The 13,276-nt window shown below is 63.8% G+C and carries 14 protein-coding genes; 4 read left to right on the top strand and 10 right to left on the bottom strand.

The genetic code is table 11. The features are described from left to right. Positions 1-39 precede the first annotated feature (39 nt). On the bottom strand, positions 40-1,371 hold the full coding sequence (locus ABIB56_RS00820; RefSeq protein ID WP_354566834.1) for a replication-associated recombination protein A: 1,332 nt from the start codon (positions 1,369-1,371) through the stop codon (positions 40-42). Positions 1,372-1,457: 86 nt separating this feature from the next. Here ABIB56_RS00820 and ABIB56_RS00815 point away from each other — a divergent pair, with 86 nt between their 5' ends. From ABIB56_RS00815 to ABIB56_RS00800, 4 genes are all read left to right on the top strand, one after another. Then, on the top strand, positions 1,458-2,108 hold the full coding sequence (locus tag ABIB56_RS00815; RefSeq protein WP_354566832.1) for a peptidylprolyl isomerase: 651 nt from the start codon (positions 1,458-1,460) through the stop codon (positions 2,106-2,108). Then, on the top strand, positions 2,005-2,268 hold the full coding sequence (locus tag ABIB56_RS00810) for a peptidylprolyl isomerase (RefSeq protein ID WP_354566831.1): 264 nt from the start codon (positions 2,005-2,007) through the stop codon (positions 2,266-2,268). Before ABIB56_RS00815 ends, ABIB56_RS00810 begins: the two co-directional genes overlap by 104 nt. Positions 2,269-2,319: 51 nt before the next feature. Continuing rightward, complete coding sequence (locus ABIB56_RS00805) at positions 2,320-3,549, top strand: DUF349 domain-containing protein (protein ID WP_354566830.1); 1,230 nt, start codon at positions 2,320-2,322, stop codon at positions 3,547-3,549. Between the two features lie 83 nt (positions 3,550-3,632). Continuing rightward, positions 3,633-4,214 (top strand): type IV toxin-antitoxin system AbiEi family antitoxin, encoded by a 582-nt coding sequence (locus ABIB56_RS00800; protein ID WP_354566828.1) that lies wholly within the window; start codon positions 3,633-3,635, stop codon positions 4,212-4,214. Here ABIB56_RS00800 and ABIB56_RS00795 read toward each other — a convergent pair. The 9 genes from ABIB56_RS00795 to ABIB56_RS00755 all read right to left on the bottom strand — a co-directional run bounded on the left by ABIB56_RS00795 (position 4,184) and on the right by ABIB56_RS00755 (position 13,244). Then, the gene (locus ABIB56_RS00795; RefSeq protein WP_354566827.1) at positions 4,184-6,448 is read right to left on the bottom strand and encodes a RelA/SpoT family protein; all 2,265 of its coding nucleotides are present in this window, start codon (positions 6,446-6,448) and stop codon (positions 4,184-4,186) included. The genes ABIB56_RS00800 and ABIB56_RS00795 overlap by 31 nt on opposite strands. An 81-nt stretch (positions 6,449-6,529) precedes the next feature. Further along, positions 6,530-6,868: a rhodanese-like domain-containing protein gene (locus tag ABIB56_RS00790; protein WP_354566825.1), complete on the bottom strand. Its 339-nt coding sequence runs from the start codon at positions 6,866-6,868 to the stop codon at positions 6,530-6,532. Continuing rightward, a complete protein-coding gene (secF, locus tag ABIB56_RS00785; protein ID WP_354566824.1) occupies positions 6,865-7,878 on the bottom strand; it encodes a protein translocase subunit SecF in 1,014 nt (337 codons plus the stop codon). Before secF ends, ABIB56_RS00790 begins: the two co-directional genes overlap by 4 nt. Continuing rightward, positions 7,878-9,605, bottom strand: a complete 1,728-nt coding sequence (secD, locus tag ABIB56_RS00780; RefSeq protein ID WP_354566823.1) for a protein translocase subunit SecD — start codon at positions 9,603-9,605, stop codon at positions 7,878-7,880. Before secD ends, secF begins: the two co-directional genes overlap by 1 nt. A 105-nt stretch (positions 9,606-9,710) precedes the next feature. Continuing rightward, positions 9,711-10,130: a preprotein translocase subunit YajC gene (yajC, locus tag ABIB56_RS00775; RefSeq protein ID WP_354566822.1), complete on the bottom strand. Its 420-nt coding sequence runs from the start codon at positions 10,128-10,130 to the stop codon at positions 9,711-9,713. Between the two features lie 78 nt (positions 10,131-10,208). Then, positions 10,209-11,246: a Holliday junction branch migration DNA helicase RuvB gene (gene ruvB / locus ABIB56_RS00770; RefSeq protein ID WP_354566821.1), complete on the bottom strand. Its 1,038-nt coding sequence runs from the start codon at positions 11,244-11,246 to the stop codon at positions 10,209-10,211. Continuing rightward, a complete protein-coding gene (ruvA, locus tag ABIB56_RS00765; protein WP_354566820.1) occupies positions 11,243-11,863 on the bottom strand; it encodes a Holliday junction branch migration protein RuvA in 621 nt (206 codons plus the stop codon). The genes ruvB and ruvA overlap by 4 nt, the downstream gene beginning before the upstream one ends. Continuing rightward, positions 11,860-12,438: a crossover junction endodeoxyribonuclease RuvC gene (ruvC, locus tag ABIB56_RS00760; protein WP_354567000.1), complete on the bottom strand. Its 579-nt coding sequence runs from the start codon at positions 12,436-12,438 to the stop codon at positions 11,860-11,862. Before ruvC ends, ruvA begins: the two co-directional genes overlap by 4 nt. A 41-nt stretch (positions 12,439-12,479) precedes the next feature. Next, entirely contained in the window at positions 12,480-13,244 is a 765-nt protein-coding gene (locus ABIB56_RS00755) for a YebC/PmpR family DNA-binding transcriptional regulator (RefSeq protein ID WP_354566818.1), read from the bottom strand. Positions 13,245-13,276: the final 32 nt, after the last annotated feature.

Below are 13,276 nucleotides of genomic sequence, written 5' to 3'. Positions count from 1 at the left end.
AGACCTCACGACCACGGAAGATCCTAACAGAATTGGCGATTACTCGCCGCGGATGATGCGGCGCAGCTTCTCCAGTCGTGCCTTCACGTCCCGCTCGTTGCCGTGTTCTGTCGGTTCGTAGTATCGCGTGGACAGCAGTTCGTCGGGCAGGTACTGCTGTTTCACCACGCCGAGGTCCGAATCGTGGGAGTACCTATATCCCTTGCCGTGCCCCAGCTTCTTCGCTCCGGCGTAGTGGGCGTCACGCAGGTGCTTCGGCACGCGACCGATCTTGCCCGCGCGCACGTCGGCGATCGCGGCATCCAGGGCCATATAAGCGGCATTCGATTTTGGCGCGGTGGCGAGATAGACCACGGCCTCTGCTAGCGGGATGCGCCCCTCTGGCATGCCGACGTACTGCACTGCATCCGCAGCGGCCACGGCGATCACCAGGGCCTGCGGGTCGGCGATACCGATGTCTTCGGCGGCACTGATCATCACGCGGCGGGCGATGAACCGCGGATCCTCGCCCGCTTCGATCATGCGGGCCAGATAGTGCAGCGCGGCGTCCACGTCGGAGCCACGCACAGATTTGATGAAGGCACTGATCACGTCGTAGTGCTCGTCACCGTTGCGGTCGTAGCGCAGCAGTGCGCGGTCGACGGCCATCGCCACGATGTCTTCTGTGACCACCGGCTTCTCCTCGCCGGCGGTCGACGTTGCCGACAGTGCACCGGCCTCGAGAGCGGTGAGCGCCCGTCGTGCGTCGCCGGACGCCAACCTGATGATCGCGGCTCGGGCGTCAGGCTCGAGCACCACCTTGTCGTTCAGCCCGCGGGGGTCGGTGACCGCCCGATCGACGAGCACCCCGAGATCCTCGTCACTAAGCACGTTGAGGGTGAGCAGGAGCGACCGCGAGAGCAGCGGCGAGATGATGGAGAACGACGGGTTCTCGGTCGTCGCGGCGACGAGGATGACCCAGCCGTTCTCGACGCCGGGCAGTAGAGCGTCCTGTTGGGCCTTGGAGAACCGGTGGATCTCGTCGAGGAAGAGCACTGTGGAGACGCCATAGAGGTCACGGGCCGACATCGCGGCCTCCATGACTTCGCGGACATCCTTCACCCCGGCGTTCACCGCCGACAGTTCGATGAACTTGCGCCCGGAACTGTGGGCTATCGCCTGTGCCAGCGTTGTCTTGCCGGTGCCCGGTGGGCCCCACAGGATCACGGATGCCGAGCCCTGCTCCCCCGTCTTGTCCGAGGCGAGACTCACGAGCGGCGACCCAGGCCCGAGCAGATGCTTCTGGCCTGCCACCTCGTCAAGGCTGCGCGGTCGCATCCTCACCGCGAGGGGCGTCGCACCGCCACGAAGGCCTAGCTGGGCATCCACCATGAAGGCAATGCTAGTTGCGACGACCGATAACTCCCCTTCCGATACAGTGCATGGGGGCATTCCAGCAGGCCCGATGGAGGACACACGTGGCACCGAGCAAAAACGCCGAGCGCGACGCACGTGAGGCGCGGGATCGCCTGCGTCGTTACAACGCCCGGCAGGCCGTGCACGCCCACCAGGTCACCCGCCGTCGGCGCGACAACATCATCGCCATCGTCGGCGTCGTGGTGGTCGCAGCGCTTGCCACGCTCACCCAGGTGTTCTACTTCACCGCAGGCCCCGGCACTCCAACTGCCTCCCCGTCGCCGTCGCCGTCGGCCAGTGCCTCGGCACCCGCACAAGGATCGAACGTCGGAGACGTGCCATCCGCCGCAATCGCACAAGGACGCATCTGGACGGGTCAGCTCGACCTCAACAGCGTCAAGCTCGGCATCCAGTTGGATGGCGCGAAGGCACCGCAGGCCTCCTCCGTCTTCATCTCGCTGGCCCAGAAGGGCTTCTATACTTCGACCGGCAGCACCTGTCACCGTCTCACCAATAGCGACTCGGCCAAGCTGATCCAGTGCGGTTCGGTGGATGGCAAGGGGAGTGGCGACGTCGGATTCAGTTTCGGTCCGCTCGAAAACGTGCCGAGTGGCGGTATCTACCCCGCAGGAACGATCGCGATGGCGCGCGGTACCGATCCCTACAGGCCAGAGCAGCCAGTTCTTCATCACCTACGGCGACACCACGCTTGACTCCTCGACCGGCGGCTACACCGTCTTCGGCACTGTCACGAGCGGCCTTGACAAGTTCATCAGCTCGATCGCCACCGGAGGTGTCACACCCGGCGCGAACAGCGCGAATGATGGCGCTCCGGTCATTCCCACGAAGATCACCCAACTGACTGTGCAATAGGCTGGTGCCCGGTCATTTCTCGAGATGGCCCGAGCAGCAAGGGTGAGGCTTTTGGCGACAAACGATCAGGCTCCATGGGGCCGCGTTGATGAGACGGGTACCGTCTTCGTTCGCGAGGGCGATTCAGAACGCGCCGTCGGACAGTATCCGGACGGCACGCAGGAGGAGGCGCTGGCCTACTTTGAGCGTAAGTATGTTGAACTCGCCGGCCAGGTGACGCTCCTCGAGCAGCGCATCAAGCGAGGCACTGCGGCGGCCGATGTGGCGAAGACCATCACCACGCTCAAGGGCACGGTCAGCACAGCCAACGCGGTCGGCGACCTGCAGTCTCTGGTCACGCGGCTTGATGCCCTCGATGGCGCCGTCGGGGAACTCACCGAGAAGCAGACCGCAGAGACCAAAGCCGCGACGGATGCCGCGCTGGCCGAGCGCGAAGCCCTGGTCGTCGAGGCGGAGACCTTGGCGGCACAGGACCCGGCGAAGGCCCAGTGGAAGCAGGTGAGCGCCACACTCGACGACATCTTCGCGCGCTGGCAGAAGCACCAGCAGGATGGCCCGCGCCTGCCGAAGAACGAGAGCAACGACCTGTGGAAGCGATTCCGCGTAGCCCGCACCACGATCGAGACGCACCGCAAGGCCTTCTTCGCCGAACTCGATTCGGTACACAAAGATGCCCGCAACAAGAAGCAGGAACTGGTGGAGAAGGCTGAAACGCTGATCCCCAAGGGCCTGGATGGCATCCCGACCTATCGCTCGCTGCTCGACGAGTGGAAGAACGCCGGGCGCGCCGGTAAGAAATTCGACGACGCACTCTGGGCAAAGTTCAAGACGGCGGGCGACGCCCTCTACGCGGCCAAGTCCGAGATCGACGCCAAAGAGAACGAAGAATTCAGCGCCAATCTGGAGCTCAAGCTCGCGCTGCTCACCGAGGCCGAACCGCTACTCGCCGAAACCGACCGCGGCAAGGCCAAAGACGCACTGCTCTCGGTCCAGCGTCGCTGGGATGCTATCGGCAAGGTGCCACGCGACAGGGTCAAGACGATCGAGGATCGGCTCCGCAAAGTCGAGACCGCCGTGCGCAAGCTTGACGAGGACCACTGGCAGAAGAGCAACCCCGAACGGATCGCGCGTGCCGAAGGGCTCACCGGCCAGCTGCAGGATGCCATCGCCAAACTCGAGAAGGAGCTTGCCGAGGCGAAGACCGGCGGCAACGCCACCACGGTGAAGGACGCCGAGGAGGCGCTCGAAGCCCGCAAGGCATGGCTCAGGGCGATCGGTTAGTCCACAGCTCTTCCCGGTCGTCGCTTATCCACAGATAACGAATACAGCCATCGGCATCTGTCGCCAGCCACGACCATGGGTGGATGCCACAGCGCCTGCCACCCGTCCTCTCCCGTTTCGACCTGCCAGAGGCAGAGTTGCACGCCGCCCGCCTGGACGGGGAGCTCTACGCGGTGGACGACTGTTTCAGCCCCATCGACGAGATCGACCGGCGTGCTACGCGCGCCGCAGCGCTCTCGGCGCTGTTTCCCACGCGCCTGATCGCCGAGCAGCGAACGGCAGCCTGGGTGCTCGGCGTGCTGGCGAGGCCACCCGTCAAGCACCAGTTCTGCGCCGATGTCTCCGCCAGGGCCCGCCCGATGGGAACCGCCCGGTTCTCCCTGCGCGAGGTGGTGCTCGACGAATCCGACCTGCTCGACTACTCAGGACTCCGCGTCACGACGCCGCTCAGGACTGTCGTGGACCTGGCGCGTTTCAGCCCAGCGTTCGGCGAACAGGAGGTTCGCATGACCAACGCGCTGATGCGGCTCGGCCGGTTCGGTGTCGGCGAGTGTGTCGCCATGCTCGACAGGCGTCGCAACCTCCCCGGCAAGCGACAGGCTCTCGCCCGCATCATGGCAGCGGACGACTATTCTCAGCCGCCAGACACCCTGTATACGTCGTAGACGGTGTCGATACGGCGCACGGCGTTCAGGACGGCGTCGAGGTGGGTGGTATCCCCCATTTCGAACACGAAACGACTGAGGGCCAGGCGGTCGCTCGAGGTCGACACGGTCGCCGAGAGAATATTCACGTGGCTCTCTGAGAGCACGCGGGTCACATCCGACAGAAGACCCGCACGATCGAGCGCCTCCACCTGGATCTGCACCAGGAACACGCTCGACGAGGTCGGCGCCCATTCAACGTCGATCATTCGCTCCGGCTCGTTGAGCAGCGAGGCGACGTTGTGGCAGTCCGCCTGGTGCACCGAGACGCCAGCGCCGCGGGTCACGAAGCCCACAATGGGGTCGCCAGGCACAGGCGTGCAGCACTTGGCCAGCTTGACCAGGATGTCCGGCGCTCCTCGCACGAGCACGCCAGAGTCGCTGTTGCGCAGCGGCTTACTGCGCCCCTTGCTGGGGAACGGGATTTCGGCATCCTCGGTCTCCGCCTCGGTGTGCAGAGTCGCCAGAACCTTCTCGATCACCGACTGAGTCGAGACGTGGCCTTCGCCGACCGCCGCGTAGAGCGCGGAGATGTCGTCAAAACGCATCTGCGATGCGACCTCGCTGAACGAGTCCTGGTTCATCAGCTTCTGGAGCGGTAGGTTCTGTTTGCGCATGGCACGAGCGATGGCATCCTTGCCCTGCTCGATCGCCTCGTCACGACGTTCCTTGGTGAACCACTGCTTGATCTTGTTGCGGGCCCGCGGACTCTTGACGAAGTTCAGCCAGCCCTGGCTTGGTCCGGCATCCGGATTCTTCGACGTGAAGATCTCTACCACATCGCCGCTGCTGAGCGTGCTCTCCAGGGGAATGAGGCGACCGTTGACTTTCGAACCCATGGTGCGGTGGCCGACCTCGGTGTGCACGGCGTAGGCGAAGTCGACAGGCGTCGCGCCGGCAGGCAGACCGATCACTTTGCCCTGTGGCGTGAAAACGTAGACCTCTTTGGCACCGATCTCGAAGCGGAGCGAGTCGAGGAACTCGTTCGGATCGACGGTTTCGGCCTGCCAGTCGGAGATGTGCGCTAGCCATGCCATGTCGCCGTCGTCATTGATATCGACGTTCTTGCCACCGTTGACACGTTCCTTGTATTTCCAGTGAGCCGCGACGCCGAATTCCGCGCGCTGGTGCATCTCGTCGGTGCGGATTTGGATCTCGACAGCACGGCCCTTCGGCCCGATCACTGTCGTATGCAGCGACTGGTAGAGGTTGAACTTCGGGGTGGCGATGTAATCTTTGAAACGGCCGGGGATCGGATTCCAGCGTGCATGGATCGAGCCGAGCACGGCGTAGCAATCCCGCACGGAGCCGACGAGAACGCGGATGCCGACCAGGTCGTAGATCTCGTCGAACTCGCGGCCGCGCACCACCATCTTCTGGTAGATCGAGTAGTACTGCTTCGGCCGGCCGGCGACCTTGCCCTTGATCTTCGACGCCTTGAGGTCGTTGTTCACGGCGTTGACGACCTGCTGCACGAATTCCTCGCGCTGCGGGGTGCGCTGCTTGACCAGGCTCTCGATCTCGACGTAGAGCTTCGGATAGAGCACGGCGAAGGAGAGGTCTTCGAGCTCCCACTTGATCGCCTGGATTCCGAGGCGATGCGCCAGCGGCGCATAGATCTCCAGGGTCTCCTGCGCCTTGCGGGTGGCGTTCTCGATGGGCATGAAGCCCCAGGTGCGGGCATTGTGCAGACGGTCGGCGAGCTTGATCACCAGCACCCGGATGTCCTTAGACATCGCGACGACCATCTTGCGAACGGTCTCGGCTTGGGCGCTGTCCCCGTATTTCAGCTTGTCGAGTTTGGTGACCCCATCCACCAGCATCGCGATCTCATCACCGAAGTCGTCGCGCAGCTGATCGAGCGTGTACTCGGTGTCCTCGACGGTGTCGTGCAGAAGTGCTGCGGCGAGCGTCTTCGGCCCGATGCCGAGGTCGGCCAGAATCTGGGCGACGGCAACAGGGTGAGTGATGTACGGCTCGCCACTCTTACGCAGCTGGCCGCGGTGGGCGGTCTCGGCCGTCGTATAGGCACGCTCGATGATACTGACGTCGGACTTGGGATGATGCAACCTGGCGGTCTTGATCAGCCTGTCGACGGCACCCGTCGGCTGTGCTTTGGAGAAGATCCGCGGAAGAAGAGTGCGGAGCGACGCGGTGCCGGGCGTCGGAGAGTTCGGAGCTGTCGTCTCGGTCATCGTTCCTCCTCCCTCCGCAAAACTATCACCGCGCCAGGAGCCGTCCTGCCGGGTTCGCTGAGGGCGCGAACGGGCACCCGATCAGCCGACGCGAGGTTCGTCCGAACCTTCTGAGACGAGTTCGCCGCCGGCTTCGGCCCAGGCGAGCATGCCGCCGGCCACGTTGACGGCGTCGTAGCCCGCATCCTGCAGCGCCTTCGTAACGCGCAACGAACGCGAGCCGGCATGACAGATGACCAGAACGCGCTGGCCCGTCGGAACTTCAGGCAGGCGCTCGGTCATCGCGGACATCGGCAGGAGATGGGTCAGGGGCGAATGACCGCGATCCCACTCGTCCTGTTCGCGCACGTCAAGCACCCAGGTACCGGCTTCTGCGAGTTGGATTGCTTCGGTCGCCGTGACTTCGGGTAGTCCGCTCATGATGTTGCTCCCGCACTGTTCGTCGCGCCTGCGCTGCGCGTACGAGCGGCGATGGTGCGCCGATCGTTAGCGCTGATGTCCTTTTCCTTCTCGCGCAGTTGCGCGTAGAGCGGGGCCGCGATAAAGATCGTGGAGTAGGTGCCGACGACGATACCGACGAGCAGGGCGAGCGAGATGTCTCGCAGCGTGTCCGCCCCCAGCACGAATGCTCCGATGAAGAGGATCGAGGCGACAGGCAGTGCCGCTACGACACCCGTATTGATGGAGCGCACAAGGGTCTGGTTCACCGCGAGGTTGACGGCCTCACCGAAGGTGTATCGGGACTCCGCGCCCAGGCGCGACGTATTCTCGCGAATCTTGTCGAACACCACGACAGTGTCGTAGAGCGAGAACCCGAGGATGGTCAGGAAGCCGATCACCGCGGCCGGCGTCACCTCGAAACCGGTTGCCGCATACACACCGGCCACGATGATGAGGTCGTGGAGAAGAGAGACGATCGCCGCGATCGCCATCTTCCAGGTGCGGAAATAGATGGCCATGGCAATGGCCGCGAGAACCACGAACACGATCAGTGCACGGAGCGCCTGCGAGGTGATGTCCGCGCCCCAGCTCGGTCCGATGAACGAGGTCGCGACATCCTTCACCGGAACGCTATACGCCTTGGCGAGGGCGTCCGTAACCTGCTGCGTCTCCTTGTCGGTGAGCTGGTTGGTCTGTACGCGCACGCCGGCTGTTCCGACGCTGCTCACGTGCGCGACCTCGTTGGGAACGATGCTCTGCACGGCATCGATCGCCGGTTGTTGTTTGATGCTCGACGCCTGGGTGATCTGGAACTGCGATCCGCCGCGAAACTCGATGCCGAAGTTGAAGCCTCCATTGACCAGGGGAACAATGGCGGAAGCCACGATCAGGACGATCGCAATGGCATACCAGATCTTGCGCTTGCCGACAAAGTTGACCGAACGGGCACCCGTGTAGAGGTCGTTGCCGAATGTGACCAAACTGGGCATCAGGACTTCTTTCCCTTGGTCGATCCAGACTTTTTCTCGCTGGAGCTCTCCAGCTCTGCGGCCTTCCGTTCGGCGATGGTCTGCCGACGGACTGCTTCACGACCCGCACCGGCCACCCTGGGTCCGGATGCGACCGGCGCACGAAACTGGGCACGCCCGCGATAGACGGCCCCTAGCGCGTTCGGATCGAGTCCGCTGAGTGGATGTCCGCTCGAGAAGAACGGCGTATTCGCCAGCAGCTGCAGCACCGGATGGGTGAACAACACCACCACGAGGACGTCGATGATTGTCGTGATACCGAGGGTGAGGGCGAACCCCTTGACATTTCCGATAGCCAGCACGAACAGCACGGCCGCGGACAGCAGGTTCACTCCCTTGGCGGCGAAAACCGTGCGCAGCGCGCGTTTCCAGCCCGCCTCCACAGCGCTGACCAGAGCACGCCCCTCCCTCAGTTCGTCACGTATTCGTTCGAAGTACACGATGAACGAGTCGGCGGTGAATCCGATGGCGACGATTAGACCAGCGACTCCGGCGAGCGACAATCGGAATCCTTCTCGCCACGACAACACCGCGATCACCAGGTAGGTCAGCACGGCGGCGACCACGAGGGACGCGATGGTCACCATGCCGAGCAAGCGGTACTGGAAGAGCGAGTAGATGAAGACCAGCAGCAGCCCGATCACTCCGGCGATCAGGCCGCTCAACAACTGGGTCGTTCCGAGCGTCGCCGAGATAACGTCACGGCTCTGCACAGTGAAGCCGATCGGCAGTGCACCGAACTTGAGCTGGTCGGCGAGGGTCTTGGACGAGGCCTGGGTAAAAGATCCGCTGATCTGCGGCTTGCCATTGGAGATCACGGCATTAGTCGTCGGTGCCGAGATGATGCGTCCGTCGAGCACGATCGCGAACTGGTTCTTCACGCCGGTGAGCGCGTTCAATCTCGTCGTCACATCCGAGAACTCTTTGGTGCCCTTGCCGTTGAAGACGATGTTGACAGCCCACTGACCGGTACTGGCGCCCTGGCTGGTGGAAACCAGGCCGTTGGTGGCGTCGCTGATGGTCTCACCGGCGACCTCTACCGGCCCGAGGATGTACTTGTACTGACCGCGATTGTCGCAGGTGACGAGCGGCTTCGCGGCCGGAGCGACGTTCGCCTTCTGCAGGTTGGCCTCGGTGCAGGTGAAGTCGGTGAACTGCTGCTGAAGGGCCGGCGTCACCCAGGCGTCATCGCTGCCATTGGTGGGGCTCACGCTCGGCGTCGATGCGAGCGGTACGTCGGAGGAGGGACTCGGCGTCGGACTCGCAGAGCCGCCCACCGCGCTGGTCGGAGCGGCATCCGACTTGAGGACCGCTCGGAACTCCAGCTTTGCCGACGATTCGATGCGATTGATCGTCGACTTGTCCGGCGTTCCCGGAAGGTCGACCACGATGTTCTGGTCGCCCTGGGTATTGATCTCAGCCTCGGAGACCCCGCTCGCGTCGATGCGCTGGCGGATGATCGACACGGCCTGCTGCAACTGCTCAGCCGTAGGCTTCGCAGCACCATTAGCCACCTGCGGGGCGAGGATGATCTCGGTCCCACCCTGGAGGTCGAGGGCGAGCTTCGGTGCCCACGAACCTCCGGCCCAGAGCACAGCGCCACCGTTGAGGGCGGTGAGTCCGGCGACGATGACCAGCAGCCAGGTGAGTGAGCGCCAAGCCTTCCTAACAGGTGTAGTTCGTGCCACCGGGGAAACTCAGCTTTCTACGAGTGGTCGCGGCACGCAGCCGGGAACTCACGGAGGACATCGCCGCGCGCAACGGTCGCACGCGGGCAAACATCAGGTTAGTGGCTACTCGCCGACCTTTTTGGTGGACTTGCGAACCGGCTTCTTCTCGTCGGGATCGATACGCTCGCCGAACTCCGGCTCGCCAGCGACGATGGCATTGTCCTGGTTGAGTTCGGTGATCGGCGTCTCCTCCACTTCAGCGTCGTCGCTCACCTCTGTCGTCTCGTCCTCAACGGGCTTGAGAATGGTCTGGCGGTGAATCTTGAGAACCGTGCCTGGCGTGGTCTCGATGAGGGCGACGTTCGTGTCTTCATCGATCGAGAGGATCGTGCCGTAGAGGCCATAGTTCGTCATGATCTCGACGCCGGGAAGAATCGCCGCCTGGCGCGCCGCAGTCTCTTTGGCGCGCTTACGGGAGCTGCGGAACTGGAAGAAAACGAATACGGCCAGCGCAACCGCGACAACAATGAGAATTGGATCCATGGGTCGAACAAACCTTCCGAGGGTGCATAGGGGAGAACACGGGGAGTCTAACCCTGCGCACTGTGAGACCAACTTGAATCATAGGTCATCCCCGAAGAGCGCTCCGTCGGCCCTGTTGATACCGAAGTGCTTCCAGGCGGCTCGCGTGGCCACTCGCCCGCGCGGCGTACGGGTGAGAAGACCGATCCTCACGAGAAAGGGTTCGACGACGGCTTCGATCGTCTCAGCCTCCTCGCCGACAGAAACGGCCAGGGTGTTCAAACCCACCGGTCCCCCGTCGAAACGGCTCAGAATAATGTCCATCACCGCACGGTCGAGGCGGTCGAGTCCCAGTTCGTCGACGTCGTACAGCTGCAGTGCGGCATGCACCGCCTCGAGGCCCGCGGAGTCATGCACGAGGGAGTAATCGCGCACCCGTCGCAGCAGTCGGTTCGCGATTCTGGGAGTTCCCCGGCAACGTCCCGCGATCTCAGCAAGCGCTTCACGATCGATGGGGAGGTTGAGCAGCGCGGCTGCACGAGACAGCACCTGCTCAAGCTCTGACTCCGCATAGAACTCAAGATGTGCGGTGAATCCGAAGCGGTCACGCAGCGGGTTCGGCAGAAGGCCCGATCTGGTGGTCGCCCCGACCAGCGTGAACGGGGCGAGATCAAGCGGGATGGATGTCGCGCCCGCTCCCTTACCCACCATGATGTCGATACGGAAATCCTCCATCGCAAGGTAGAGCATCTCCTCAGCGGAGCGTGCCATCCGGTGGATCTCATCGATGAACAGGATCTCCCCCGGCACCAACGACGAGAGCACGGCGGCGAGATCTCCGGCGTGCTGGATAGCGGGGCCGCTTGACATCCTGAGCGGTCGTCCGCTCTCCTCGGCCACGATCATCGCGAGGGTGGTCTTGCCGAGTCCTGGCGGGCCGGCGAGGAGGATGTGGTCCGGCGTGCGGTTCTGCAGCTTTGCCGCCTGCAGCAGCAGCTGCAGCTGTGCACGCACCTTGGACTGGCCGACGAACTCGGCCAGGGTCTTCGGGCGCAGCGCGCCCTCGAAAGCGAGTTCGGCGTCCGATTCAGGCGTGGGTAGCACGATCGCGACCGATGGGTCATCCAACTCGCTCATCGGAGGCTCGACCCTGCCTGTTGCGGACCCAGCTGGGTGAGCGCGAGGCGGAGCAGCGCGGGCACGGTGGCCGCTTCGTCGCTGGGTGTCGCCGCCACAGCATCGTCGACAGCCTGTGCGGCGACCTTCTCAGACCATCCGAGCCCGACGAGAGCCACCAGTACGCTGTCGCTCACGGTCGCCCTGGCGATCGGTACCCGTGCGGCAGAGGTGGGAGCGATCTGCATCTTGCCTGCCAGCGACAGCACGATCAGCTTGGCGGTCTTGGGTCCGATACCAGAAACCTTACGGAATGCTCCGTCATCCTCGGTCGCCACAGCAGCCGCGACCTGACCGGGACTCATCGCGGCGAGAACGCCCATGGCGGATTTCGGACCGACCCCGGTCACGCCGCGCAACAGGTCGAAAACGGCGAGTTCGTCGGAGTCGACGAAACCGAACAGCGACAGGTCGTCGTCTCGGACGATCAACGCCGTGCGTACCGTTGCTTCTGCTCCGACGCGCAGGGAGAGCGCGTGCTGTGGGGTGACGGTGACCGAGAATCCGACTCCCCCGACCTCGATGAGCGCTGTCGTTCCAGCGACGCCGAGCACGGTGCCACGGACAGAAGAGATCATGGAGCAAGCCTACGTTTGGGGGCCGACTTCCCTGCGGAGCGCTCCGCGGCGAGCCACGCTTCCTGCGCGGGCGTGAGGGCGCCTGCAGGTCCCGCGACGGCAGCACTGCGTTTCCACGCATGACAGATGGCGATCGCCAGGGCATCGGATGCGTCCGCCGGCGTCGGCAGCACGGCGAGACCGAGAACCCTCGCGACCATGGTGGCGACCTGCTTCTTGTCCGCCGAACCGTATCCCGTGATCGCAGCCTTCACCTCGGAAGGCGTGTGCAGCCCGACGACAAGCCCACGCTTCGCCGCGAGATGGAGGGCGACACCGCTGATCTGGGCGGTGCCCATCACCGTACGCAGGTTGTGCTGTGCAAACACCCTCTCGATCGCCACAGCGCCTGGCTGATGTTCGTCGAGCAGTCGCTCGATCTCGTCGCCGACGTGCAACAGACGCTGTTCCAGCGGCATCTCGTGGGGGGTGCGGATGACCACGACATCGACGAGTGTCGCTTTACGCGTCGACGTGACATCCACGATCCCGACGCCGCACCGCGTGAGGCCGGGGTCGATGCCGAGTACCCGAATATTGGCCGCCGCTGCTGTGCTGGCCAAGCTAGCCGGCCGACCTAGTCTTCGTCGTCGTCGAGCGTCGCCTGTACGTCGGCCGGCACCTCGAAGTTGCCGTAGACGTTCTGCACGTCGTCATCATCATCGAGTGCGTCGATGAGGCGGAATATCTTGCGGGCCGTCTCGACGTCGACCTCGATGGTGAGACCTGGCACGAACTCGATGTCCGCCGAGTCGTAGTCGATCCCGGCATCCTGAAGCGCTGTGCGCGCGGCGACCAGGTCGCTCGGCTCGGTGACGATCTCGAAACCTGCGCCACGATCGTTGACTTCTTCTGCACCGGCATCCAGCACGGCGCCGAGGATGTCGTCTTCAGCCACGGCGTCGGTTTTCGTTACCGAGATGACGCCTTTGCGGCTGAAGTTATAGGCGACGCTGCCCGGGTCGCCCATGGTGCCGCCGTTGCGGCTCATGACAGTGCGCACGTTTGCGGCCGCGCGATTCTTGTTATCTGTAAGGCACTCGATCAGCAGGGCGACGCCGCCCGCCGCATAGCCCTCATACATGATGGTCTGGTAGTCGACTGCTACACCAAGCTGGCCGGAACCACGCTTGACCGCCGAGTCGATGTTCGAGTTCGGCACCGAAGTCTTCTTCGCCTTCTGGATGGCGTCCACAAGGGTCGGGTTACCGGCGAGGTCTGCGCCGCCCAGCTTGGCGGCGACTTCGATGTTCTTGATGAGCTTGGCGAACGACTTGGCACGACGCGAGTCTTTGACTGCTTTTTGGTGCTTGGTGGTTGCCCATTTGGAGTGGCCTGACATGCTGAACATTCTAACCAGCCGTTCCGGCATCG

Source organism: Glaciihabitans sp. UYNi722, from assembly GCF_040549465.1.
In the GTDB taxonomy this organism is placed as follows: Bacteria; Actinomycetota; Actinomycetes; order Actinomycetales; family Microbacteriaceae; genus Lacisediminihabitans.
This window is presented reverse-complemented; position numbering and strand designations above follow the sequence as displayed.